We start from the raw sequence: 25,247 nt of genomic DNA, 5'->3' as shown, positions 1-25,247 counted from the left end.
TCCCTCCATGACTAGAGCAAATGTGCTAAGGCATTTTAATTCTAGAGATTAATGCAAAATGAGGGACTTCCAAAATATAAATTTCTCGAAAAGCTAAAAAGATAGTGTAAGCATGGGGTATTGGACTTCGACTGGTGGACAAACTTGCTGCTGGGTTGCATAATCCCGAATTAATACAATCACTGTCTAATTTGTCAAACCCTTGCGGTATTAAACTCTTATGGATAATTACAAAATAGGTTTTTGATGACAGATTAGGAGTAGCGTCTTCTCGACTAACTAGGACGGTTATTCCCACCGGGAATTTTTAGGATTATTTGTCAAAATTAAAGATAACTGGAGGTTCAAAATATGAAATTTTCAATCCAATCACTTTACACCTGGTATCGCGATGTACTCCGTAACCCCAAGTACCGTTGGTGGGTTATTTTAGGAACGTTAGTCTATTTGGTCAGCCCATTTGATGTTCTCCCAGATTTTATACCCGTTGTGGGACAGATTGATGATGTTTTCCTTTTGACTCTGCTAGTTTCTGAGGTGTCTGGGCTAGTAATTGAGGGCTGGAAGGCTCGTAAGGGTGATGTGGATAATGAAGTGCCTAATACTACTGAGGGTTCTACCTCAAGTGCAAGCACTATTGATGTTGATGCTGTTTCTGTTAAGTAGTTTTAATAAAACCCCTGCTTTTGGAATTTGAGGTGGGGGATATTTTTTTTAACGCATAGGCGCTTCGCCTTCCCGCAGGGTAGGGGCGCGGAGGTTCGCGGAGGATGAGAGGGAGTGAGAGGGGGAGTTAGAGGTTGTTGGCTACGCGTTTAATGGCTTCTTTGAGGTGGAGGACGTTAAAGTTGAGGAGAAGACCTAGTTTGCAGTTTGCTAGTTTGAGATAGGTTAGAAGTTGAACTGAGTGAATCGGGTGGAAAGATTCTACAGATTTAATCTCTACAATTACTTTGTTTTCGACTATCAAATCTAATCGATAAACGCATTCTAATTGCACATCTTGGTAAACCAAAGGCAATGGAATTTGCTTACCAACATTCAACCCGGCTTTGTTCAACTCATAATTCAAACACTCCTCATAAGCCGACTCCAACAAACCAGGTCCCAAAGCAGTATGCACCCTCATCGCACACCCAATAATCACCCCACTCAACTCATTCTCTCTCATCCTCTGCGTTTCCCTCCGCGCCCCTACCCTGCGGGAAGGCGAAGCGCCTATGCGTTTAAAAATCCTTCACAAATTCCGTCAAGAACCTAAACGCCTTCAAGATATAACTAGCGCAATCTCTAGGAGAAGTATTGTAAAACGATCGCCACGCACTCGCCTTATCCTCATCATAGCGATCGCTGCGTTGACTATGATTTTCTAGCCATGCCAATCGCACCGCGTGTCCAATCAACACATCTAACACAATATATTCTTCGATTTGCAGCTTGGGATTATTAGCTGCGATCGCTCCTAATTCGATTAATGCTTCAATATTAACTTGGCGGTATTCTGGAGCTTCGATTTTATTCAGCAAATGCTCAACCAAGAGAGCAAAATTCCTTTCCCCTGCTGTCATCTCGGACAACATTATCTCACTATCTAAACGATTGCGGCGCTCTAGTTTATCCCCAATTACTAGACCCTTGCAATGTTGCATTAATAGCCAAACCTGCTTGAAAAAGTCTTTTGGTACGCGTCCCGTCGCACCTTCGGCTTGACGAAACCGCCGCCAACCACCTGGTGGGACTTCTATTTCTTCAGCGATTCCTGGTAACACCACCCAAGCAATATCACTTTCTTTTTGCTTGACGTGTAGTGATTCTTGCTGACGCAACAGGTTACTCATGCCAGTATATCCAGTCAGTACCTGACGCAAGCGCATTTTGACTTCAAAGGGTGAAAGTTGCATTAAGTAATCGTAAGCTTCATCTTGAGTAACGTGTAATTCCCGCGCTAGTTCGCTGGTGATCAATAAGATGAGATAGCCGACTCTCAGCGTGAGTAATCCCTGGAATAGTTCGGATTCTGAGCGAATTAAGATACCAAGATAGATTAAAATTTCTTGAGTTAGGACGCGATCGCGTATATCTTCACGACAAAAATGATTAATTTTATCGGCAATTTCATCATGTGACATGGGTACGCTAATCAAGGACGCTTCACTGTAAGCTTTACCCACAGCAATTTGCTTACCTCGCACCAAAATACTTGTCACTGCATCTGATAGGCTGATATCAACCATTTGCCTTAACCCCGCAGCCCGACGTACCACTGCCCAAATACCTAAATCTCCAGCTTTGGTATACACTTCATCGAGTAAATCGGCTACGGTTACAGGATATCCTGGGCCGCCATACCCCGTATCAAAGTTCATGCCTTGCAAGCGAGTTAAAGTTTGCAGTAACTCAATTTGTTCGTAGATATTCTCTGAAGCACGCAAAGAAGAAAGTAATAATCCGAAATTGGTTTCATACTCCATCTGAAATTCTTGAGTATGCCCTAAGCGCCAGTTTTTCTCAGGATGATAAGCCAAATAATAGCAACGTGGGCCAGCATTTCTCACTGGCGATCGCGAGAATTCTGCATTAGGAAGAAAATCAATTCTTTGAATTCCAGCCGTCAGCATTAGCTGATTTAGCCGCCCTAATTTCACCCGCACACTGTTACAAACACCATCTTTTAGTTCTTGCATCAGTTCTAGTAATGCTTCCGAACCACTTTCTAACATGGTGTGCGTCAACATTAAAGTCAAAGTAGGACGACCTAAATCGCTCCAATATTTTTGGATGTAAGCTAGTTCGCTTCTAATTTGATCTAACAGAAAATGGTAATCAAGGGTTAAGTAAAATTGTTGAGAGTCTGAGAATGAAGGCAAAAATACAATTGTTTCACCGCTAATCCGAAAGATTCTAGATGTTGTTAAACTCCGCAGCCGTCGTACTGGCCGCCCAGTTAAACCAAGTTTGTCATTACGGCCAATTTGGGTATAAATAGCTGAGAATTCTCCAGCTTTTCTCACCTGAATCGGTTCTACTTGGGTAGGCGTTTGTGTTTCAATCCCATGAACTTCTAGTTTTTTCTGTAAATCTTCATCTTCTGCTAGCAAGGCAATTTGTACCAAAGATTCGCGCTGTTTACCCACACACAAATGTCTTCCCAAAGGGTCGATATCACCAACTGCTAGTAACCCTTCACTCAACATTTGACTAAGAAAATATAAACTCTGCGCCCACACCAAAGGGATATTTTCATTGGGTAAACGTGGTTGCGTTTGGGGTGCTAACTTTTCTGCTTCTATGTTTTCGGCTGGGACATAATATAGTTCTGGCAGTAGACGCAAACCATCTTGTTCTATAAGTAATGATTCTAAAAGTTCTTGGTACTTTTTAACTTGTTCTTGCTCACCGCAAAATAATCCATCTAAAACTAAATAAGTGAAAAATAACGGCCATTCGCATTCAATATGCTCAAATTGCTTGAGTTCCCACGGTTCGTAGTGCAAGCGCTGATTATCTTCTAAAACCGTTTGGTGTCCATCACGCAGAAAGCGTTTGCAGCCGTATTTACCTGCGAGTTTATTGATAATATCGTTTAAAGTGCGATCGCGTAGCTCCAAATCTTCCACTGCAAAGGCAGGATAACTAATAATACTTAACAGCGCCGCATCAATTTCTTTGGAACCAGATTCTCTCGGTAATAGTGATTCTAAAGTAATTCGAGCGCGGGCGATTTCATCTGGTAGCACATGAATCACCGATGCTTGACTACCACGCACACCAAACAAATCCAGCCCGTTGATAGCTTCTAAAGCAGCTTTTGCCATGCCTACGGAACTGGCATTTAACTCAGCACTACCACGATTAATTTTATTACCACGTTCCCAAATACCGTAATCTGGTGTACGGTAAGCTCGTCCAATGTAATAAACCAAATTTTGGACGAAATTTACTTCATCAATTGTATAAATTATTGGCAATCCAGCAGCCGTCATTTGCGCCAACATCAGCAAAAATATAGATGTGGCATCAAGTTGCAAATGTCCCCATTCGTCATCACCAACAACAATGTCACCGGTTGCGGTATTGTATTTGGCGTGTAGTCCATCTAGTAGCGACTGAGTATGTTTAAATGTCTCTACTTTATGAGCCTGTCGCATCATCGCAAATAGCAACCCGCGCATCAGTTTGATGACACTGTGTTCTAGTTCATAAGTGCGTCCCTTATCGTCGTCAATCTTGCGGTATGCAAGTCCTAAACCCCAAACTGCCAAAATGCTGTAAACGTTGTCTCGCACCCAGGCATCTGTATAATCGCCGTGGGCTGTAATCGCTGTACTCGCAGGTAGTAAACCAGTAATCGGATTCTGCCGAGCCAGGATAATTGTCTTGATTTGCTGGTAGTAATAGTCCAGGCGAGTTAGCAATTTGGTAGATGTTTTCATGGTTTGGTTCAGAACAACTTGCAAAATTCGACCCTGTGACTGTCAAGTGAATTACCTAAACCAAGCCAGAATAATTTCTGTAATGGTTGATGGGACAACAGCTAAGGGTGGTGTGAGTTTATTATTATCTCTTGTTAATACGCCTCTGGGTACTTAATTTTAGCGATCGCAAACTAAAATACGATTTACTTAGGCTGTTTTATACTTAAGATGGCGAAGCTTATTACTGGGGGTCTTTTTGGGGCAGTGCGATCGTTGATCCAGTCGTAGAATTAGCTCAAAAACGCGGCGTTAAACCAAGACAAATTGCCCTATCTTACTAGCATCAATTACCGTTGTTGGTACTAGTAAGATAGGGCATCTAAAAGAAGCAGTTATTGGTGTGACTTGCAGGTTTTCGATTAATTGAGGTCGCTACCACACTCAATTAAACACTCAAATTAACTTTGATAGGGGCGCGGCAATTGGCGCAGTTGATGAGCAGCATCCAATTCACTATTGTTTTTTCTGCCATACCCCCAACCCAAGATGCGACGATATTCACCCATGATGCCACTTTCAATTAAATCATCCTCATTGACTGCAACATTGGTATGAGATTGGGGCGCAACATAGAGTGCATCCGCAGGACAATAAGCCTCACACATGAAACAAGTTTGACAGTCTTCTTGTCGAGCGATCGCGGGTGGTTGGTTAGATACGGACTCAAAAACATTGGTAGGACATACTTGGACGCACAGATTGCAATTGATACAGAGTTTATGACTGACAAGCTCGATCATGATACTGCTCCTGCTACAACTTTGATACAGAGGGTGTGGTTTGAGTGGTTGGTACTGGTACTGTAGCGATCGCGTTCTGCTCGTCGTAGGCGATGGCATCCGTTAGCCAATCACGCCTCACCCATAGACGATCTAAGCCGCCGGTTGCCTGATAATAACGCTGATTTGGATCGGTTTCGGGATAGTCCATACGAATATGTTCGCTGCGGGTTTCCGTGCGATGTAAAGCACTAAAATATGCCCATCGTGCTACAGCTGTGAGAGCAGCCGCTCGCCGAGAAAATTCCACATCGCGCACTGTATCTTGTTTCGGGTTCGTCTTTACCTGCTGCCACAACGTTTCTAATTTGGCGAGGGAATCCAAAAGTCCTTGCTCACAGCGCAAGTAATTCTTCTCTAAGGGGAACATCTGCGCTTGTACACCGCGCACGATCGCCTCGCTATCGAATGTTTCAGAAGTGGGAGACTGTGATGGGCTACGCAATCCGGCTTGACCAGCAGGATGCACCACCCGTTCATGAAGATGAGCGCCAAGACTCTTCGCAAATTCAGCCGCGCCAACTCCAGCCCATTGCCCTGTAGAGATTGCCCAGGCCGCATTGGGACCACCACCCCCAGAAGCTAAACCTGCTAAAAACTCCCGCGATGCAGCATCACCGGCGGCGTAGAGGCCAGGAACCTTTGTACCGCAACTATCATTCACAATCCGAATTCCACCCGTACCACGGACTGTACCTTCTAAAATCAGTGTTACAGGCACTCGTTCTGTATAGGGGTCAATGCCAGCTTTTTTATAGGGTAAAAAAGATATGAAATGAGACTTTTCAATCACCGCCTTGACTTCAGGTGTAGCTCGATCCAAACGAGCATAAACGGAGCCTTTCAGGAGGGCATTGGGAAGAAATGATGGATCGCGACGACCATTGACATAGCCACCAAGATCATTACCTGCTTCATCGCTGTAACTAGCCCAGCCAAAGGGAACACCCCTTGTTACTGTGGCATTAAAAGCTGTCGAGATGGCATAGTGATTAGAAGCTTCCATACTGGAGAGTTCACCACCAGCTTCTACTGCCATCAGCATTCCATCACCTGTATTGGTATTGCACCCTAATGCTTTACTCAAGAATGCACAACCACCATTGGCCAGGACTACTGCACCAGCGCGAACAGTATAGGTACGATGATTTTGTCTCTGCACACCTCTTGCTCCAGCCACTGAGCCGTCATCAGCCAATAAAAGCTCTAGAGCAGGACTTTGGTCAAGAATCTGAACACCCACACGCAATAGATTCTTGCGAAGTACCCGCATATATTCGGGGCCATAATAACTCTGGCGTATGGATTCCCCATTTTCTTTGGGAAAACGATAGCCCCACTTTTCAACTAGAGGCAAACTGAGCCAAGTTTTTTCGATGACACGCTCGATCCAACGTAAGTTAGCTAGGTTTTTTCCTACGCGATAACGCTCCCATAAAACTTTGTCCCAATTTTCTGGAGAAGGAGCCATGATGCCATTACCACTGGCAGCAGCTGCACCGCTCGTACCCAGAAAACCTTTATCAACAATGATTACTTTGACACCTTCTGATGCGGCTGCCCATGCTGCCCATGCTGCGGCAGGGCCGCCACCAATTACCAGCACGTCGGCAGTTAATTGCAGTTCATTTTCGCTATAGGCTGTTAGCAATTCTTTGTCCTCCTTTTTGGCAGTCAACTTCATACTTTGACTTGGAAAAGTTCTGTTAGAGGGACTTTGAGCAGTGTGCTGATTTCTTAACTCAGTCCCTAAGAGTTCTTTAATTTTGAATTCCGCTTTGCTGTACCAGTCCCTTTTTCATCCGTCCTGGTGTACGCAGTTCGTGATAAATACTTATGCAGTAGATAGAGTTTGCATAATCTATACAAAGAATGTGTAAGGCAAATTACAGTTCACATGATACACTAATTATTAGCTTTACAAACATTAAGTATTACGAATTAATATCTTATCCGGTTGGAACTGTGGTAAAAGTTTCCATTCTCGTGAGGGGTAATGACATATCGGCTCACACCAATATCACCATGACCAGACTTAGTAGAGTGCTATGTAGATAAGCTGGCAGCACGCACGCATCTTTAACAAATGAGACGCTATGAACTTCCTGTTATTTCAGCAGTCTAAAAATATATTTGCATTATACTACGGTAATTCGATCGATTTAGTGTATGATTCTAAAAACTACGACCGCTTCCTTTGGAATATTGCTTGTAGTGGATAGCAATATTCCAAAAGAAAAGGACGAGTGCGGACACCACCTTATAAATCAAACTTTGGAGAGTCTACATGGGCTACAAGCATATTGAAGTCAAACAAGTAGCTGGTTTCATTGGTGCTGAAATCAGCGGCGTGGATCTTTCGCGTCCTCTGAATGATGATGAAGTCAAAGAAATTCGCAAAGCACTATTGAAGTGGAAAGTTGTGTTCTTTCGTGGTCAGAACATCGATCATGCTGCCCAGGTTGAGTTCACATCTCGTTTTGGCGAAGTGACTTTCGCACATCCACTTGGAGAGCCTGAACCAGTTGCGGGATTTCCGCAGATCAAACCCGTAGACCGTAGGCTCTATGAAAAGCAATATGGTTTCCGCAGTGGAGGCCCCTGGCACACAGACGTGACTGCGGCAATTAACCCACCAGCAGCGTCAATTTTGCGTGCAGTTAATGTTCCTAGCTTCGGTGGTGACACCCAGTGGAGTAATCTAGTTGCAGCTTATGAGGGTTTGTCAGCACCTTTACGGGCGCTAGCAGACACATTGAAAGCTGAACATCGCTTCAATGGAGGTAAGGCATCAGCCCCGCAACAGCAAGTTCACCGAGCGTATTGCTGTCAATCCACTAGTCTCAATCCACCCAGTTGTTAGGGTTCATCCTGAGACTGGTGAGCGTGCGTTGTTCGTTAACCCTGGCTTTACCTCGCACATTGTTGACGTGTCACCACAAGAGAGCAACCTGCTGCTGGAATTGTTCTTCAACCAAATCACCAAGCCTGCTTACACCACTCGTTTCCGTTGGAACAATGGTGATATCGCCTTCTGGGACAACCGCGCCACAGTGCATTTGGCTCCTCAAGATTTAGATCATTTGGATGTCGAGCGTCTCCTCTATCGCACCACCATTACTGGCGATGTTCCAGTTGGCGTTGATGGTTTCCGCTCAGAAGTGGTTCAAGGTGAGGCGTTCAGCGCAGAAGTACCAACCGTCTTCAAGCAAAAAGCCCAAAATCTGGAAGCACAACCAGTACTTTCGTAAACCACAAAATACTAAACCGGGCTGCGTGCATCTGCCTGACGCAGCCCATTACAGCAGTTCCGGCTGTTATGAGGTACAGTAGCAGCAATTAGCAAACCAGTTTCTTAAATGTTGAGGATTTATTAAGTCGAGTGCAACTGATATTAGTTTATCAACCATTTCTGTTGTAGTTGGAGCAAAACTGCGTAAAAAAGATTTAAGTTGTGACCACCATAATTCAATTGGATTAAAATCGGGAGAATATGGGGATAAACAAATAACTGAAGCGCCGACAGCTTCAATCATTGGCACAATTGAATCGATTTTATGTGCGGATAAATTATCCATAACTACCACTGCTCCTGACCATAACTCTGGCACTAGAAACTTCTCAATAAATAATTCAAAAGCTTCGCCATCCATTGAATTATTCATTGTCATTAATGCAACTACTTTTTTAATACTAATTGCTCCAATTACTGTAACTTTTGATCCCCGATAGAAGGGGTTAAGAGAGTAAGCTCTTGTTCCCATTTGTGAACGGGCATGAGTCCTTGTTAAACCAAGTAAAACGCCAGTTTCGTCCAAAAATACTAAATTTTCTGGCTCTATATGTTTGACCTTTTCCCAAAAATCTAATCTTAAATTCAGGACTTTCTCCGTGCCTGCTTGGGTACTCCGCTTTGTTTTTTTTTCCGATTTAATCCTAATTTCTGTAACGCCCGACACATTGCACTACGACCTACCCAATTACCAGTCTTATCTGCGAATAATTCACACAACTCTATCAATGTTGCATCAGGATGTGATTCAACTAATTCTCTCAACTCTATGTCAGCATTTGTTAGATGACTAAATTGTGGCTTTCCTCGTGGCTTGCATTGTAAATTTCCTTCAACTTTTTGTTGTTTTACAAGCTTTTGGACTAAACTCTTTGAGACGGAAAATATATTAGCTACTTTTCTGATTGAGATGTTTTTCTGAAGATGTGCCGCAACTATTTTTTCTCGAAAATCGACAGAGTATGACTTCATTTAAAAATATTTATATTTTAATCTAGTGTACCTTATAACAGACGGAAGTGCTGTATTGAAGTTCCTAAATAGATTTTTTTGTATATCCACCAGCATTTAATAGAATATTGAAGAAGAATTCAGAAGTCAGAATTCAGGAGTCAGAATAAATCAGTCGGGGATTCAGACCCGCGACTGATTAAAGACCACCAAATCGTAGATTTAGTGGGGGTCTTAAACCCGGCTATTCAGACGCTCGTGGACTCGCTTTAAGCGAAGCCATGCCGTTGGCGCAGCCTCTCGTAGAGAAGGCTTTACGCTGCGCTATCCGCCACTCGCACAGAATTCATTCTGAATTCTGACTCCTGACTCCTGAATTCTGTTCGATAGAATCTTTTTTTTGATTGCCGTGGATTATATTACTTGTATATCAGCCTTTATCCAAACAGAATTCTTCAATTTTGTCCAGGTAACTATGCATGAAGTTGCTTGATATAAAAGACTACTTATTAAGTTTGTAAATATTTTGACTCTGTGAATTTTGCGAGTAAATTCCTTTATTGGCTTGACATAGCTTCTAGCAGTAGTAAAATCTACTTTAAGTACACAGAAATTACCTAAAATTTAGGGCAATTAAATTAGTCAGAAATATTATAGATGCTGAATGCTAATATTCGGTGTCTACCTGAGAGTGCGATTCCAGGTTAGGATGATGACTAGCAATGCCTTGATTTAGATATCGATATTGAATTGTTGAAATTTTATGGGCAATAGTCCACCAGATGGCAGTATCAACCTCCTCTGAGCTGGCGAGGAAGTCTCCCAGCGCGGGGGAGACTTAGGAGATATATCTCATGCTCACACAAGATATTCGTGATTTGCTGACTGATACTACCGATTTAAACCAGTTGAAGTGGGATTTAAATCGCTTGCAACCTGTGGATGTGGGAGATTACATTACACAATTGCCTGAAAAACAACGCGCGATCGCATTCCGTTTACTCAACAAAGGTCAGGCAATCGATGTATTTGAATATCTGCCTACAGAGGTGCAGGAAGAACTAATTAATTCTCTCCATGATGTCCAAGTAGTGCAACTTGTAGAAGCAATGAGTCCCGACGAACGGGCAGAATTGTTTGATGAATTACCTGCTGGGGTAATCAAACGGCTATTGCAAGAACTGAGTCCAGAACAAAGGCAAGCAACAGCAACGATTCTCGGTTATCCAGAAGGCACTGCTGGACGGGTGATGACAACCGAATATGTTCGGTTGCGGCAAGGATTAACTGTAGGTGAAGCTCTAAGTAAAATCCGCCGTCAGGATGAAGACAAAGAGTCGATTTACTACGCCTACGTCACTGATGATAACCGGACGCTGGTAAGAGTAGTTTCACTGCGCCAGTTGCTATTTACCTTTCCCGATGTTTTCATCAAAGATATTTCTAGCGATCGCGTCATCAAAGTTAGAACTGAAACCCCTCAAGAAGAAGTGGCGCGAATCATGCAGCGCTACGACTTAATCGCTATCCCGGTTGTTGATCGGGAAGACCGATTGGTAGGCATCGTCACCATTGATGATGTCATGGATATTTTGGAAGAAGAAGCCACAGAAGATATTCAAAAACTGGCGGGTGTGAGTGGTGATGAAGCGGCTTTATCCTCTCCCTTACTCACGATCCGCAACCGCTTGCCTTGGCTATTGGGCATCATGGCCATGTATATTGGTGCAGCCAGTGCGATCGCGCCTTTTCAATCTGTAATTGCCGCAGTGCCAGTTTTAGCAGTAATCATGCCGATTTTTTCTAACACTGGTGGCACTGTTGGTATTCAATCATTAACGGTGACAATTCGCGGCTTAGGGGTGGGTGAGGTAACACCCAAAGATACCTTGAAAATTCTCCGCAAGGAACTTCTAGCTGGTTTAGGTACAGCCCTAGCTTTAGCCACAACAATGATCCTGCTTTCCTTAATTTGGGCGCGGCCCCAAGAACGATGGGTGGCTTTAATTGCCGGAATGGTAATGGCAACTAATACAATTGTGGCTGTTACACTCGGTACTTTATTGCCAATGGGTTTGACACGGCTGAAGCTTGACCCTGCTTTGGTTAGTGGCCCGTTAGTGACTACAATGCTAGATACAATTGGATTTTTAACGTTCCTCAGCTTAATTTCTCTAGCTTTAAACGTTTTCCATTTACCAACTTGAAAGGATTGGGAATGGGGCATTGGGCATTGGGCATTGATTACTTCTCCCTTATCTCCCCCAGTCCTCCAGTTCCCAATCACCAGTCCCCAGTCCCCAGTCCTCAAATATGCCTACTACCACCTGGAATCGTCATCACATTCTTTCCCTAGCCGACTTCACTACCACTGAATACGATACAGTTTTGCAAACTGCTGCCAGTTTTCAAGAGGTGCTATCGCGGCGGACGAAAAAAGTGCCAACTTTGCAGGGACAGGTGGTGGCGAATTTATTTTTTGAATCTTCTACGCGTACTCGCAGCAGTTTTGAACTCGCGGCGAAACGCTTAAGTGCAGATACGCTCAACTTCGCCGCCGCTACATCTTCGATGACTAAGGGAGAAACAATTCTCGACACGGCGAAGACTTATTTGGCTATGGGAACTGATATTATGGTAGTCCGCCATCGAGAGGCTGGAGTACCAAATGCGATCGCAGCTGAAATGGATCGTTTAGGTGTACGAGTTAGTGTCCTTAATGCTGGTGATGGTCAACATGAGCATCCTTCCCAAGCACTGCTAGATTTATTTACCATAACTACTCTAATTGACCCAGCTAGCCCCCGACTGGAACTTTTAAAGGGGAAAAAGATTGCCATTGTTGGAGATATTCTTCATTCTCGTGTGGCGCGATCGAATATTTGGAGTTTAATTGCCAGTGGGGCCGAAGTCCATCTGGCAGCACCACCAACCCTCTTACCCAAATTATTTGCCGAGTACATCTCTGAAGAATTAGGAGTCAGAAGTCAGGAGTTATCCCCCCACTTCCCCACTCCGCCACTTTTTCTACATTGGCAGCTAGAACCAGCTTTACAAGATGCCGACTTTGTGATGACTCTGCGCCTACAAAAAGAGCGTATGACGGCTCATTTACTACCAAGTTTGCGAGAATATCATCAGCTATTTGGCATTACACGTACAAAATTGCAACTTTGTAAACCTAATGTTAAAGTTTTGCATCCAGGCCCCGTTAACCGTGGTGTTGAAATTAGTTCTGAATTGATGGATGATCCAGAATTTAGTCTTATTCAATCGCAAGTTACTAGCGGTATCGCCGTTCGCATGGCGCTACTATATTTATTAGGTAGCGGCAAAGCTTAATTTTGACAATACATTTTCACCTGTTGACATCCTCACCGCCGTGAACGCACTCTTAAGAAGGAGTAATAAGTAATAAGTAATTAGTAATAAGTAATTAGTAATAAGTAATTAGTAAATACCCATTTTTCATCCACTCATTACTCATTACTCATTACTTTAAATCCGTGCTGGAAGCACGAGGTTTTAAACCCATTTTTCTGATAATTGGCAGATTTTACCCACCCAAAGTCCGAGTATAAATTACCTGGTCTTTAGAATCATAAAGGATAAGGGACAGGTTGGCATTGTCACTAATTACAGCTAGAGCTTCTCGTAAGATTTGCAAGTGATTGGTAATATCAACAGCAGTACTAGAATTCTCAGAATAAGGATTAGCCAAGTTATTTTGTCTTACTTGGTCATACTCAGAAGTTAAACGGACAATGATTCCTGCATTGTCTATGCTAAAGGTACAAATCTGAATTTCATTAATACAGGTTTTATCCAAATCAGTGCGGGTTTGTTGCAAACTACTAACAACTTGTATTTTTTCTTGTGCTTGTTTAAGGGCTGTTGAATAGGGTTCGATGAGGGACTGAGCTTGATTGTAGTACAAGCTATCTTGGGAAATTTTTTTAACAGTTTGTAAAGCCTGCTCCCAGTATGTAGCGGCTGCTTGCCATTGGTTTTGTCGCTCATAAAGCTTGGCTTGCTTGGCGGTGCTAAGAACTTGTTGGTAGGTTTTAACAGCTAATTGTTCCTTAGTCGCGCGATCGCGTGCCGCCATCAGTTTAGGTTTATAATCTACCAACAGCTTTTCAGCTTCTTGGTATCTAGGGCTAGTTAAGGGAATACTATTCAAAGCATTAATCGCCACCAGCCAAGTAGACCGCACCTTTTGCCAATCATTCAAAGATTTAGCAATACCTTCTTGCTTTTCGGCAGCACTAGCTACAGCTTTTGCTGCTGTTAATTTTTTTAGCCATTTTTCCTCAGTAAATATCTGCTGATTTACAGCGTGCAAACGAACTCGATAATTAATCAATTTCCCTTGCACTAGCCCATAGAGTTCACTGTCGGGACTTATAGTTTCTAGTGGTGCTATAGCCTGTCGCCATAAATGTTGTCTAGCTTGTAATTCCTCTAGGCTAGATGCAGGAGTTTGAACTTTTTGTGTCGCCAAAGATCCTGTCTGCAAAGCCTTGACTACCTGGTTGATTTTTTCTGATCGTCCAGACAAACTTGCTTTTAGTTCTTCTGATACCTGGGAACGAGGCGACCAACTAGGAATTACATTCAAGGCTGTACTAGCTGCCGCAAGTTGCTGTTGTACGGCTACTAATTCTTGTTCAGACTTAGCACGGCGTATCAATTGTGGAGATTTTGTTTTTAATCGCTCGGCATTTTGTATTTCTTTACACTCCGACATTACACAAGGGCGAGTCAAGAAGTAAGCACCACTGCCTAAGACGACAATTCCCGCTAAGGCTACACCCAGCAGCATGGGTTTGATTGCGAATGCTTTTGAAGTCGGCAAATTCGGCGCATCTGCAAACGGATCAAACAGTTCCTCTTCCTCTGTCTCATCAAGTGATGGAGAATAAGTCAAAGCAGATGAAGACATGGGAGAAAAGTATTGCCCCTCTGCTCCCCCTACTTCCTCATCTCCCCATCCCCCCGTCTGCTTCAGGGGTAGAAAACATTTGGCATAAGGGAGTTGTTCACCAGAAACTCTGAGGAAACATTGCACTCGCTGCTCTCTATGGGGTGCTAGAGACTGAAGTACTTCCTCAATGACTGCAAAGATTGTCTGAGTGTCAGCTATTACATCTGATTCATGTTGCGTTAAAATCATTAATCCGTCTTTATTGACGGCACACTTAACCTCGAAGACTTCAGCCGATGAGACTTCTACAAGCAATTGTTCCTGCAAAGTCTTGGCTAAAAGCTGTAAATCTTCGTGCTGGACTGCTACTTTCATAGAGCTTTCCCGCTTAACTTCTATATTGTTTTGATTATTTTTAAGAGGATGAAATGAACTTTTTAGTTTTGTTGAATGCAAATGCACAATTTAACCAACCACAGCCTGAAAATCTGAACGACCAACTTTCTAACACAAATTCTGACTTTTCACCAAAAATTAAAAAAGCAATTATTGTTCGCGGCGCTACATTTTCACGCTACTAGATGCAAAATTAAATAATCTGTCTTCAGATATAAATTACAAATAAAAAATGGGAATAATAGGAATTTTGAGTATTTTCACTGCATTATTTTGCGACAGTTAAATTTAGAGTAGCTACTATTCTGTAAAATTTTGGTTGCAGAGCAGTTGTGAAAATTTTATCCAAAGGTTAAGGAAACAGTGCTAGGTCAGAGGGTTTTGACAGAAATGGTAGTTATCTTCTATGCTGGGAAACTTACTGAGGAGATTAATTACCTGTTGTGGCTCTGGCACAAACAGGTTAGCTATCAAAATTAATATGCCTCATTTGCTGGGTTCGATAAAATTGATACGTAGAAAAAGAAATTTTTATAGCTGCCAAAAGCTTAATTTTTAAATAAAAGTGCTGCAAAATATTAAAACAGCATTCACTAAAAGCTTGGAAAGTGTCAATACAAGGTGTATCAATGGATTTATTAGAGTATCAAGTTAAAGAATGGTTTGGGAAGATAGGCATTCCGGTCTTGCCCTCCCAACGGATTGACCATCCTACAGATTTGAAACGTTTAAAAATTCGCTTTCCGATTGTACTGAAATCTCAAGTACATGGAGCAGAGCGGGCAAAAGCGGGTGGGGTCAGGTTTGCCGAAACGACAATTGATGCGATCGCAGCTGCTCAAAATATTTTTAGTCTACCAATATGGGGCGAATTGCCAGAAGTGGTGCTGGCAGAATCCCAATACGACGCGAACCAGGAATTTTATCTAGCGGTGGTTTTAGATACTGCTGTCTGCCGACCAGTACTTTTAGGTTGTAAAGAAGCAGACATCGATTGGGAATCTGCTGGGGAAAAAATGCACCATGTCGTCGTGGAACAGGAATTTTCGCCATTTTATGCCCGAAGACTGGCTTTGAAAATGGGTTTACAAGGGACGCTGATGCAGTCGGTAAGCAGCGTTTTGGAGAAGATGTACCATTTATTTGTGCAAAAAGACCTGGATTTAGTCGAAATAAATCCCTTGGCAGTCAGTGCTAATGGTCAAGTTATGGCTCTTAATGGTAAAGTCAGGATCAATGAACGGGCAATCAAGCGTCATCCAGACCTAGCTGAGATGGCTGCAAAAATTATCAGCCGTCATACCAGTACTGAAATTAATGGTATTTTAGGTGACTGGGATGGCGTAAAAATGCACGGTAAAATCGGTATTTTAGGTAATGGTACTGGTTCAGTGATGGCAACTTTGGATTTAGTCGCCAATGCTGGTGGCAATCCAGGTGTTTGTTTAAATCTACGTCATGCTTTCCTCACAGATACGACACCAACTACCTTCCGCGATCGCCTAGAGACAGGTCTGAAAATCCTAGAAGCTGACAAAAGCATTCAAGTAATACTAATAAACTTTCTGGGTAGCATTCCTCAAACAGAGGAAGTGGTTGAAGTTATAGCCAGAGTTGTACAGCAAGACAACAGCGAACTTGAATCACAAGTTGTACGTTCTAATGGTAGTAAAAGTCGTCAAGTACAGAATTTTACACCCTTAGTTGTCCGTCTTGCTGGTTCTGAATTTAATGCTGCTAGAAAATATCTAGCAACACTAAAAACCCATAGCGATGCGCTACTCGTGGTAGAAAATTTAGATGAGGCTGTAGCGGCAGCAGTCCGTCTTGCTAAACCAACTGCTAATAAAAAGTAGTGACTGTGATTTTGTTCCAAATCAAAAATTATTAATTTTTACCACGTAAATATATTGTTGGGAATTGGGCATTAGCCTGGATTTCTCACTTGTGAGAAATCCAAGGGGTGTGGGAAGTGTGGGAGGTGTGGGAGGTGTGGGAGGATGGGGAAGAAGTCTTACCCCCCACACTCCCCACACTCCCCACACTCCTCTACCCCCTCCCCCTGCCTCCTGTGGCTTAACTCACTGGGTTGTCAAACTTACGGTAATTTTTTATGAACCTAACGCCAGAAAGTAAAGTAATAATTCAAGGCTTTTGTGAATTTATATCAGGCACTCATGTTGCTCAAATGCAAGCTTATGGTACGAATTTGGTAGCAGGTGTCAATCCGGGATGTGGCGGACAGGAACTGCATGGACTGCCAGTATTTGACTTAGTAGAGGAGGTAATAAAACAATTTGGGGTAATTGACACAACAATTATCTGTGTAGATCCTTACGACGTTTTAGATGCTGCATTAGAAGCGATCGCATCTCATATTAGCCAGATCATTATTATCACTGCTGGCGTGCCACCTTTGGATATGGTGCAATTACTCCGCAAAGCCGAAGCCTGTGAGACTTTGGTAATTGGGCCTAACAGTCCGGGGATCATTGTGCCGGGAAAAATTCTTTTAGGCACTCAACCTAGTGAGTTTTATACTCCTGGGGCAGTGGGAATCGTTAGTCGTAGTAGCACTCTCACCTACGAAGTTGCTTACGAATTAACAAAAGCAGGTTTGGGGCAGTCGATTAGTGTCAGTATTGGTAGTGATGCGATCGTTGGTTCCTCCTTTCTCCAATGGTTGCAAATTCTGGATGAGGATGAAACTACAGAGGCGATCGTTTTAGTCGGTCAACCAGGTGGTGGTAGTGAAGAAGCAGCAGCCCGGTATATTGCTGAAGCAATTGATAAACCAGTAATTGCCTACATTGCAGGTAGACAAGCGCCACCAGGAAAAAGTTGGCGGCAAACTGGGACTTTAGCAACGGTTATCGGACGCGATCCTAACTTTGGCACAGCCCAAAGTAAATTAGCCGCTTTAAAAGAAGCAGAAGTTCCAGTAGCTGAACGCCCTTCTCAGATTCCAGAATTATTGAGAAAGGAAATTAATTAAGTTAGGTCGGCGAAATTAAAGCTAACTGGCTAAGGCTGTCATTTGTCCTTTGTCATTGGTAAGGGTTTTAAGCATATTTACGTTTCGTAACATAATTAGTTTTTTTAACGCCAACTTACTTAATTACAAAAAGCGAAGGAAGCAATAATCTGGCTTCGTCTGCCAGTTTTAATCCATGAGTAATAGCGATCGCTCTTGATGTGATAATCTCGTCAAAAGTTCGCCCAAAGCGTTGCTCTAGCCAGTTGTGACGAGATTCATTTTGCACTAGCTTTAATAACCTCCCTGCGATTAGACCAAAATGAAGTGCCGCTAAAGCAGCATAAGTAAAGCGCAGCACACGTTCATCCCCATTCCACCCAGCAGAACGTAACCCCGTTAAGTAACCCTCAAGCACAAGTTTTTCCAAGAGTATCAGTGATGAACCATCGACGAACAACAAGAAAACGCTGTCCAGCACCAAATTTATGATGTCTTCTCCCAAGACACCATAGCCAACAAAAGACCAATCGATGAGAACAGTCTGGTCATTGCCATCTGCGTTACGTCGAGAAAACAAGTTGTTGGGCGTAATATCAAAGTGGCAGAGTGTATGGGGTGCTTTGTCCACAGCATCGAGAAGGATATGGCGATCGCTCCACAAGCCCATGACGCGATCGCCGATATCTGGGGAAAATATCTGTTTTAGTAGTGGGTGCTGCCATATAGCAGGTTCTCGCAACGCTTCTAAAGCAGCCCTATCAATATTGGATACCCATGCTCGATGCCAGTCACGACTCAGCCAAGGCTCAGAAGGCAATGATTGCGCCATTACATAGCTTCCTTGTAAATAGCCAAGGTGATGAGCCACTACACCAAAGCGCTCCAGAGTCCAAGTGGTGCCAGGACTACCCTGAATATCCTCCAGCCACAGCCAGACGACATTAGGAGACGGTTCTGTAATCGCGAAACAACGGGGGGCTACTAAGTCGCCAGTCCAATTATTGAGGATTCCTGACGTATATATCAACGCCTCACGCTGCCAGTAATTCCAGTGTGTGGGGTCTTGAGAGGAATTGAAAATAGAGCCAGCATTTTCTGGTTGTAGGTGCAAAATCTTCAGAATTACCGACCAAGATAATTGTTCGCTGCCATTGTTAGCAATACCAGTAATGCGCTGCAAACCGGCTGTAACGTTATTAACAATATGGTGAGCGATCGCTTCGGAGTGCCATTCGCCCAAAGTGGCAGTTTTACTGTCGAGTATATGACAGACAACGGTCGTTAATGTCACTTCATCAATTAGCGGATGCGCGGAAGGTGAATTCATTGAATCAATACTTTATAAAATTTCATCGACTACTTGATGAGGACTTACGCAAACAATAGCCAAAACTCTGATTTTCAGGTATGAGCAATTCATCAATTGTCCCTACAGCGTTTAGTGTAAGTCCATCTTTCATCATCACCAAAAGTTTCCAAGAACCATACAAACACCAAACTTAAAATTAAGATAACGTGAGTTCGACAAGTCTTATTTGACCTCTCCCCCAACCCCTCTCCGACACGGAGAGGGGAGCAAAAAGCTGAATTTTTCGTTGCTCCTCGCTTTCCGTTTCGGAGAGGGAGGCTGGGAGGGAGAGGTTCATCGAACTCACGTTAAGATAAGTACAATTGCAGATATGTGTTTGCGTTTGGGCATGACAGTCTCTTGGGGGTAAAAAATGACTCTTGTGTAAAGGATTCAGGTGCGGCATTGCGAAATTCCCTTTTCGTCACATTATATTTAGTCCACATGGGCACTAATGAATGAGTAGCATTTGATTAGGGCGATGGTTGCTTGCGATCGCGAAAAATGTGGTTAAAGATGGTGCTTTTGAGTAGCGATTGAGTAGTATGATTGAAACCCAAGCCTGAAAGTACTGTCCAGCCAGGGGAGAAGCACATTAGTTTAGAATTACCGCCCAATTAAATCAGTAGCTCATAGGGGAAATCCTTTTGACGCTAGCCTCTGCGTTGTAGCGACTAGCACGACACGGAGAAACGAGAGTTTGACAGATATTTTGCGGAAATCCTACAAACCTCCAGCAAAATAGCCTGATTCAATGTAATATCTGTCACATACAGTTGTCGGAATGCAGTTAACAGTGTCATAAAGAAAAGGCGAAGGTTAACCTATAGGGTAGAACTTACCTGAGAGTTGCTTGCACCTCTAGCTTTGATGGATCACATTCATGACTGAACTCACGCTACGCCTAAAAGAGGGAGATACGGAGACAACGATCGCAGTCGATCAAGGTATATTCACAATTGGTCGTTTGCCGGAATGTAACTTGTACTTACCTTTTGCTGGAGTCTCCCGCAACCATGCTCGCCTGATGAAAACAGCAGACGGTGTGTGGACTATTGAGGATCTGGGCAGCAAAAACGGGACGCAAGTCAATAAATATCTGATTAACTGTCCCCAAGAGTTGCATCATGGTGATATCGTTTGGTTGGGCAATGTTAGCCTGGTAGTAATGCTCACAAGCGCTGTTGCTCAATCGATATCTGAGTATCACGCAAGTTCGGAAAATAATGAGCAGAGAACAATTCTGCACAATGTCGAACAATTACAACAGCAATGGATTGCAGCTGATAGCAAGGATGGGAATATCAGCAATAAGGACAAAACCATTGCCCGTCTCAAAGACTTAGTGGACATAGCGAAAAATCTCTGTGCAGCGGCATCTATAGAAGAAATTTTTTCTCAAGTGCAGCAAGTAGTTTTTCGTTACCTTGATAGTATTGATCGCTTGGCACTATTAATTGATGTTAATGGTTGCGGTCAATTAGAGTTAGTGAACGCTGCTACGAGAAATATTTCCCAACAAAAACATCTACCCTCAGATGGAAGTTGGATCAGTCGGAGTATCTGTCAAAAGGTATTTGACGAAAAAGTTGTGATTCAAACCGCCGATACCCATCAGGATGAACGGTTTGCTAGTGAACAGAGTATTTTAGTCAAAGGCATTCGTAGCGCGATGGCAGTGCCTTTATGGGATGAAAATAAAGTTGTAGGCGTACTCTATGCCGATGCCAATCTTTCTTCTTACCATTGGGCAAATGAAGGCGAAGAAGAACTCAGCTTTTTTTCGGCTTTAGCAAACCTTGTAGCTTCGAGTGTGCAGCGTTGGCTATTGGTAGAGAAACTCAAAACTGAAGAGATGATTCGTCACCGATTAGAACGCTATCATTCTCCAGCAGTTGTGCAGCAGTTGATTTCTGTAGGCGGATTACCGGGTGGTCGTTTAGCACCAGCCGAGAGCGAAATCAGTATCTTATTTGCAGATTTAGTAGGTTTTACAGCAATTTCTGAACGGTTAACACCAACTGCGATCGCTCAACTATTAAATAATTTATTTGAAGAAATGCTAAAAGAAGTGTTTACTTGCGGCGGCACTTTAGATAAATATATTGGCGATTGTATTATGGCATTTTTTGGGGCTCCAGAACCGCAAGCAGATCACGCCGATCGCGCTGTTACTGCTGCCAAAGGAATGCTCACTCGTCTCGAACATTTAAATGCCAATGGTTTTTGGCACGAACCCCTGCAATTACGGATTGCTATCAATAGCGGTAAGGCTGTTGTGGGAGATGTCGGTAGTTCCCAAAGGGTAGATTATACGGCATTAGGCGCGACGATTAATCTTGCTGCTCGGATGGAAGCAGTTTGTCCCCCTAGTGAATGTGTGATTAGTCAAGCCACTCATAAAATGCTTTCACTACCTGAAGACTTCCAAGAAATGGGAGACTATCGTTTCAAAGGTATTGATCGATTAGTTAAGGTTTATCAGACAAATTTGCAGCAAGTGCCAACAATTATTGGCTATTAGTCATTTGTCATTGGTCATTGGTCATTGTCGATGGCGCAGCCTCTCGTAGAGAAGTATTGGGTATGGGTATTGGAAAACGAATTAACAAATTACTAATGACTAATTTACCAAGATAAATACGTAGTTAAGTTGTATCTTTTATTCCAAAAGTAATTGCAAAATTGTAATATTAAGCGACTAATTCTTGGTTAAAAGACTAAAATTTGGGTGTAGCTTCCAGAATTGATCTGTGTAACACTAGGAAGCCTACCTGAAGCTATTTTTTAACGGGAGGTCAGGTAATGGCGATCGCTACCATCAATCCCGCCACTGGGGAGACGCTCAAAACTTTTGAGGCGCTCAATGATACAGAAATTGTTGCTAAACTCGATTTGGCAAATCAGACTTTTGAAAAGTATCGTCAGACTGATTTTTCTGAACGATCGCAATGGCTACAAAAGGCTGCTGATATTTTAGAGCAAGACAAAGCAGAATTTGCTAAGTTAATGACTCTAGAAATGGGTAAGCCATTTAAAGCTGCGATCGCAGAAGTCGAAAAATGCGCCGCCGTCTGTCGCTACTATGCTGAACACGCCCCGGCTTTTTTGGCTGATGTCAGTGTAAAAACTGATGCCAGCCAGAGTTTTGTACGTTATCAACCAATGGGTGCAATTCTCGCGGTAATGCCGTGGAATTTCCCCTTTTGGCAAGTATTCCGCTTTGCTGCACCAGCATTAATGGCGGGAAATGTCGGCTTACTCAAACACGCTTCCAACGTGCCGCAGTGCGCCTTGGCAATTGAAGATATTATCCGACGCGCGGGTTTTCCTGAAGGTGCGTTTCAAACTCTATTAATAGGCGCTGCGAAAGTTGCCGATTTAATGGCTGATGACCGCGTAAAAGCTGCCACCTTAACTGGAAGCGAACCAGCAGGCATATCCCTCGCTGTCGCCGCCGGCAAACAAATTAAAAAAACCGTTTTGGAATTGGGAGGAAGCGATCCATTTATTGTGTTAGAAAGTGCTGACTTAGAGACAGCAGTTGTCACAGCTACTACAGCACGGATGTTGAATAACGGGCAATCATGTATTGCAGCAAAACGTTTTATTGTCGCAGAAGCGATCGCAGATCAATTTGAAAAATTGCTTTTAGAAAAATTCGAGGCGCTAAAAGTAGGCGATCCTATGCAACCGGATACCGATTTAGGCCCACTGGCAACACCTGGTATTCTCCAGGATTTAGATCAACAAGTGCAAGCTGCTACCAAAAGTGGTGGTAAAGTCCTCACCGGCGGACATCCTTTATCAGATCGTCCAGGGAACTTTTATCCGCCAACGATTATCATAGATATCCCGCCTGACACACCGATTGCAAAAGAAGAATTCTTTGGCCCAGTAGCCTTGTTATTCCGGGTTCCTGATATCGATGCTGCCATTAAACTCGCTAATGACAGTCCCTTTGGATTAGGTGCAAGCGCTTGGACAACGAATGACCAAGAATGCGATCGCTTAGTTGCAGAAATCGAAGCAGGTGCCGTATTTATCAACAGTATGGTCAAATCCGATCCTCGGTTGCCCTTTGGTGGTACTAAGCGTTCTGGATATGGCAGAGAATTGAGCATTCAAGGTATACATGAGTTTGTCAATGTGAAAACCGTTTGGGTTAAATGATTAGTCATTAGTCATTGGTCATTAGTCATTGGTCAAAGGACAAATGACTAATGACAAAAAACAAAAGTCTTATTCGTTAATAGAGTTGTCGGGAAATAAAATGAATACAGCAGAATTATTGGTGCAGTGCCTAGAAAATGAAGGAGTGCAATATATTTTTGGACTCCCTGGCGAAGAAAACCTGCATGTTTTGGAAGCGTTAAAACATTCTTCGATTAAATTTATTACAACTCGTCATGAACAGGGTGCAGCATTCATGGCCGATGTCTACGGACGCTTAACAGGAAAAGCTGGGGTGTGTCTTTCTACTCTTGGCCCTGGGGCAACCAATTTGATGACTGGGGTAGCAGATGCTAACCTCGATGGTGCGCCCTTAGTAGCAATTACTGGTCAAGTGGGAACAGATAGAATGCACATCGAATCCCATCAATATTTAGATTTGGTGGCAATGTTTGCACCTGTTACCAAGTGGAATAAGCAGATTGTGCGACCGAGTATTACACCAGAAGTAGTGCGGAAAGCATTTAAGCGATCGCAATCCGAAAAACCCGGTGCAGTTCACATCGATTTACCAGAAAATATTGCTGCTATGCCTGTCGAAGGTAAACCTTTGCGTAAAGATAATAGCGAAAAAACTTATGCATCTTTTGCTAGCATTCGGGCAGCAGCAGCCGCAATTTGCCAAGCAGTTAACCCATTAATCTTAGTCGGAAATGGGGCAATTCGCGCTCATGCGAGTGATGCTGTCACGCAATTTGCTACATTGCTGAATATACCTGTTGCTAATACCTTCATGGGTAAAGGTGTGATTCCCTACACACATCAATTGGCTTTGTGGTCAGTCGGATTACAGCAAAGAGACTTCATTACCTGCGGTTTTGATAACACAGATTTAGTAATTGCGATCGGCTATGATTTGATTGAGTTTTCCCCGAAAAAATGGAATCGGAATGGTGAAATTCCGATTGTGCATATTGGGGTAAGTCCGGCGGAAATTGATAGTAGTTATATTCCTAACGCCGAAGTTGTGGGAGATATTTCAGATTCCCTCTATGAAATTTTAAAATTAGCAGACAGACAAGGTAAACCAGATCCTTTTGCTATCAGCTTAAGGTCAGATATTCGGGCTGATTATGAACAGTATGCCCATGATGACGGATTTCCAATTAAGCCGCAAAAGTTAATTTATGACTTACGGCAAGTGATGGGACCAGATGATATCGTTATCTCTGATGTTGGCGCACATAAGATGTGGATGGCCCGTCATTATCATTGCCATAGTCCCAATACTTGTATTATTTCCAACGGTTTCGCGGCTATGGGTATTGCCATTCCTGGCGCTTTAGCAGCAAAACTTGTTCATCCTAAACGCAAAGTTGTTGCTGTAACAGGTGATGGCGGCTTTATGATGAATTCTCAAGAATTAGAAACAGCCTTACGCGTAGGTACGCCTTTTGTCACCATAATTTTCAATGATGGTGGCTATGGGTTAATTGAGTGGAAGCAAGAAAATCAATTTGGCAAAGGAAACTCATCTTTTGTGCATTTTAGCAATCCTGATTTTGTTAAATACGCTGAAAGTATGGGTTTAAAAGGCTACCGAGTTGAATCGGCTTTAGATTTGATTCCCACTCTGAAAGAAGCCCTCGCTCAAGATGTACCCGCCGTGATAGATTGTCCCGTAGATTATCGGGAGAATCACCGCTTTAGCCAAAAAGCCGGCGAGTTGAGTTGTGCGGTGTAAAAAGTTACGACTTAGGAGTTAAGAGTTATAACTGAGGAGTTAGGAGTTACAGCAGTTTTTTTTACATAAAGTATAAAGCTACGGGTTTTGAGGCAGGAGTTAGAAACTCTTTATACCTGAATTTTGAGTACTACATTTTGTACCTCACTTACCTGCAATCTACTGTATTTATTCCTAACTCCTTT

The 25,247-nt window shown here is 43.1% G+C and carries 20 protein-coding genes; 12 read left to right on the top strand and 8 right to left on the bottom strand.

The genetic code is table 11. The annotated features are described in order from the left end of the window. The first annotated feature begins 351 nt into the window (after positions 1-351). On the top strand, positions 352-666 hold the full coding sequence (locus tag FD724_RS25925) for a YkvA family protein (protein ID WP_114083370.1): 315 nt from the start codon (positions 352-354) through the stop codon (positions 664-666). A gap of 127 nt (positions 667-793) precedes the next feature. Here FD724_RS25925 and FD724_RS25920 read toward each other — a convergent pair whose 3' ends face one another. The 4 genes from FD724_RS25920 to FD724_RS25905 form a co-directional block, all read right to left on the bottom strand. Continuing rightward, on the bottom strand, positions 794-1,171 hold the full coding sequence (locus FD724_RS25920; protein WP_179074574.1) for a GxxExxY protein: 378 nt from the start codon (positions 1,169-1,171) through the stop codon (positions 794-796). A 55-nt stretch (positions 1,172-1,226) separates the two neighbouring features. Further along, entirely contained in the window at positions 1,227-4,433 is a 3,207-nt protein-coding gene (locus FD724_RS25915; protein ID WP_179074573.1) for a glycoside hydrolase family 15 protein, read from the bottom strand. A 440-nt stretch (positions 4,434-4,873) separates the two neighbouring features. Beyond that, positions 4,874-5,215, bottom strand: coding sequence for a 4Fe-4S binding protein (locus tag FD724_RS25910; RefSeq protein ID WP_179074572.1), 342 nt, complete (start codon positions 5,213-5,215; stop codon positions 4,874-4,876). A gap of 13 nt (positions 5,216-5,228) precedes the next feature. Next, on the bottom strand, positions 5,229-6,938 hold the full coding sequence (locus FD724_RS25905) for an FAD-dependent oxidoreductase (protein WP_179074571.1): 1,710 nt from the start codon (positions 6,936-6,938) through the stop codon (positions 5,229-5,231). Positions 6,939-7,541: 603 nt separating this feature from the next. Between FD724_RS25905 and FD724_RS41100 the strand changes: the two genes are divergently transcribed. Beyond that, entirely contained in the window at positions 7,542-8,117 is a 576-nt protein-coding gene (locus tag FD724_RS41100) for a TauD/TfdA family dioxygenase (RefSeq protein WP_256874362.1), read from the top strand. Continuing rightward, a complete protein-coding gene (locus FD724_RS41095; RefSeq protein ID WP_256874361.1) occupies positions 8,032-8,505 on the top strand; it encodes a TauD/TfdA family dioxygenase in 474 nt (157 codons plus the stop codon). Before FD724_RS41100 ends, FD724_RS41095 begins: the two co-directional genes overlap by 86 nt. 66 nt (positions 8,506-8,571) lie before the next feature. Here FD724_RS41095 and FD724_RS25895 read toward each other — a convergent pair whose 3' ends face one another. Both FD724_RS25895 and FD724_RS25890 read right to left on the bottom strand, forming a co-directional pair. After that, positions 8,572-9,213 (bottom strand): IS630 family transposase, encoded by a 642-nt coding sequence (locus FD724_RS25895; protein WP_179072486.1) that lies wholly within the window; start codon positions 9,211-9,213, stop codon positions 8,572-8,574. Beyond that, positions 9,132-9,518 (bottom strand): IS630 transposase-related protein, encoded by a 387-nt coding sequence (locus FD724_RS25890; RefSeq protein WP_179072485.1) that lies wholly within the window; start codon positions 9,516-9,518, stop codon positions 9,132-9,134. The genes FD724_RS25895 and FD724_RS25890 overlap by 82 nt, the downstream gene beginning before the upstream one ends. Positions 9,519-10,351: 833 nt before the next feature. Here FD724_RS25890 and mgtE point away from each other — a divergent pair. Together mgtE and FD724_RS25880 are read left to right on the top strand one after the other, a co-directional pair. After that, a complete protein-coding gene (gene mgtE / locus FD724_RS25885) occupies positions 10,352-11,704 on the top strand; it encodes a magnesium transporter (protein ID WP_179074570.1) in 1,353 nt (450 codons plus the stop codon). 106 nt (positions 11,705-11,810) lie between these two features. Beyond that, the gene (locus FD724_RS25880) at positions 11,811-12,839 is read left to right on the top strand and encodes an aspartate carbamoyltransferase catalytic subunit (protein ID WP_179074569.1); all 1,029 of its coding nucleotides are present in this window, start codon (positions 11,811-11,813) and stop codon (positions 12,837-12,839) included. Between the two features lie 214 nt (positions 12,840-13,053). Here the strand turns inward: FD724_RS25880 and FD724_RS25875 are convergent, their stop codons facing one another. After that, a complete protein-coding gene (locus tag FD724_RS25875) occupies positions 13,054-14,799 on the bottom strand; it encodes a hypothetical protein (RefSeq protein WP_179074568.1) in 1,746 nt (581 codons plus the stop codon). 53 nt (positions 14,800-14,852) lie between these two features. Between FD724_RS25875 and FD724_RS25870 the strand changes: the two genes are divergently transcribed. From FD724_RS25870 to FD724_RS25855, 4 genes are all read left to right on the top strand, one after another. Then, complete coding sequence (locus FD724_RS25870) at positions 14,853-15,005, top strand: hypothetical protein (protein ID WP_179074567.1); 153 nt, start codon at positions 14,853-14,855, stop codon at positions 15,003-15,005. Positions 15,006-15,449: 444 nt separating this feature from the next. Further along, positions 15,450-16,676, top strand: a complete 1,227-nt coding sequence (locus FD724_RS25865) for a succinate--CoA ligase subunit beta (RefSeq protein ID WP_179074566.1) — start codon at positions 15,450-15,452, stop codon at positions 16,674-16,676. A gap of 91 nt (positions 16,677-16,767) precedes the next feature. Beyond that, positions 16,768-16,956 (top strand): hypothetical protein, encoded by a 189-nt coding sequence (locus FD724_RS25860; RefSeq protein WP_179071158.1) that lies wholly within the window; start codon positions 16,768-16,770, stop codon positions 16,954-16,956. Then, positions 16,934-17,815 (top strand): CoA-binding protein, encoded by an 882-nt coding sequence (locus tag FD724_RS25855; protein ID WP_179074565.1) that lies wholly within the window; start codon positions 16,934-16,936, stop codon positions 17,813-17,815. The genes FD724_RS25860 and FD724_RS25855 overlap by 23 nt, the downstream gene beginning before the upstream one ends. Positions 17,816-17,930: 115 nt before the next feature. Here FD724_RS25855 and FD724_RS25850 read toward each other — a convergent pair whose 3' ends face one another. Next, positions 17,931-19,124 carry a phosphotransferase gene (locus FD724_RS25850; protein ID WP_179074564.1) on the bottom strand — a complete coding sequence of 398 codons (1,194 nt, stop codon included), beginning with the start codon at positions 19,122-19,124 and terminating at the stop codon, positions 17,931-17,933. 904 nt (positions 19,125-20,028) lie between these two features. On the opposite strand from FD724_RS25850, the gene FD724_RS25845 reads away from it, so the two are divergent. From FD724_RS25845 to FD724_RS25835, 3 genes are all read left to right on the top strand, one after another. Next, on the top strand, positions 20,029-21,669 hold the full coding sequence (locus FD724_RS25845) for an adenylate/guanylate cyclase domain-containing protein (protein WP_179074563.1): 1,641 nt from the start codon (positions 20,029-20,031) through the stop codon (positions 21,667-21,669). Between the two features lie 281 nt (positions 21,670-21,950). Further along, positions 21,951-23,318: an NAD-dependent succinate-semialdehyde dehydrogenase gene (locus FD724_RS25840; protein ID WP_179074562.1), complete on the top strand. Its 1,368-nt coding sequence runs from the start codon at positions 21,951-21,953 to the stop codon at positions 23,316-23,318. Positions 23,319-23,418: 100 nt separating this feature from the next. Then, a complete protein-coding gene (locus tag FD724_RS25835; protein WP_114083884.1) occupies positions 23,419-25,062 on the top strand; it encodes an acetolactate synthase large subunit in 1,644 nt (547 codons plus the stop codon). Positions 25,063-25,247 lie beyond the last annotated feature (185 nt).

The organism is Nostoc sp. C057, from assembly GCF_013393925.1.
In the GTDB taxonomy this organism is placed as follows: domain Bacteria; phylum Cyanobacteriota; class Cyanobacteriia; order Cyanobacteriales; family Nostocaceae; genus Nostoc; species Nostoc muscorum_A.
This window is presented reverse-complemented; position numbering and strand designations above follow the sequence as displayed.

Bases quoted from the DNA above. Each gene is read 5' to 3' on its own strand.
- FD724_RS25845 (WP_179074563.1), top strand. From the start codon at position 20,029: ATGACTGAACTCACGCTACGCCTAAAAGAGGGAGATACGGAGACAACG.
- FD724_RS25910 (WP_179074572.1), bottom strand. From the start codon at position 5,215: ATGATCGAGCTTGTCAGTCATAAACTCTGTATCAATTGCAATCTGTGC.
- FD724_RS25925 (WP_114083370.1), top strand. From the start codon at position 352: ATGAAATTTTCAATCCAATCACTTTACACCTGGTATCGCGATGTACTC.
- FD724_RS25915 (WP_179074573.1), bottom strand. From the start codon at position 4,433: ATGAAAACATCTACCAAATTGCTAACTCGCCTGGACTATTACTACCAG.
- FD724_RS25855 (WP_179074565.1), top strand. From the start codon at position 16,934: ATGAACCTAACGCCAGAAAGTAAAGTAATAATTCAAGGCTTTTGTGAA.
- FD724_RS25890 (WP_179072485.1), bottom strand. From the start codon at position 9,518: ATGAAGTCATACTCTGTCGATTTTCGAGAAAAAATAGTTGCGGCACAT.
- FD724_RS25835 (WP_114083884.1), top strand. From the start codon at position 23,419: ATGAATACAGCAGAATTATTGGTGCAGTGCCTAGAAAATGAAGGAGTG.
- FD724_RS25840 (WP_179074562.1), top strand. From the start codon at position 21,951: ATGGCGATCGCTACCATCAATCCCGCCACTGGGGAGACGCTCAAAACT.
- FD724_RS25870 (WP_179074567.1), top strand. From the start codon at position 14,853: ATGAACTTTTTAGTTTTGTTGAATGCAAATGCACAATTTAACCAACCA.
- FD724_RS25875 (WP_179074568.1), bottom strand. From the start codon at position 14,799: ATGAAAGTAGCAGTCCAGCACGAAGATTTACAGCTTTTAGCCAAGACT.
- FD724_RS25880 (WP_179074569.1), top strand. From the start codon at position 11,811: ATGCCTACTACCACCTGGAATCGTCATCACATTCTTTCCCTAGCCGAC.
- FD724_RS41095 (WP_256874361.1), top strand. From the start codon at position 8,032: ATGGAGGTAAGGCATCAGCCCCGCAACAGCAAGTTCACCGAGCGTATT.
- FD724_RS25905 (WP_179074571.1), bottom strand. From the start codon at position 6,938: ATGAAGTTGACTGCCAAAAAGGAGGACAAAGAATTGCTAACAGCCTAT.
- FD724_RS25920 (WP_179074574.1), bottom strand. From the start codon at position 1,171: ATGAGAGAGAATGAGTTGAGTGGGGTGATTATTGGGTGTGCGATGAGG.
- FD724_RS25865 (WP_179074566.1), top strand. From the start codon at position 15,450: ATGGATTTATTAGAGTATCAAGTTAAAGAATGGTTTGGGAAGATAGGC.
- FD724_RS41100 (WP_256874362.1), top strand. From the start codon at position 7,542: ATGGGCTACAAGCATATTGAAGTCAAACAAGTAGCTGGTTTCATTGGT.
- FD724_RS25850 (WP_179074564.1), bottom strand. From the start codon at position 19,124: ATGAATTCACCTTCCGCGCATCCGCTAATTGATGAAGTGACATTAACG.
- mgtE (WP_179074570.1), top strand. From the start codon at position 10,352: ATGCTCACACAAGATATTCGTGATTTGCTGACTGATACTACCGATTTA.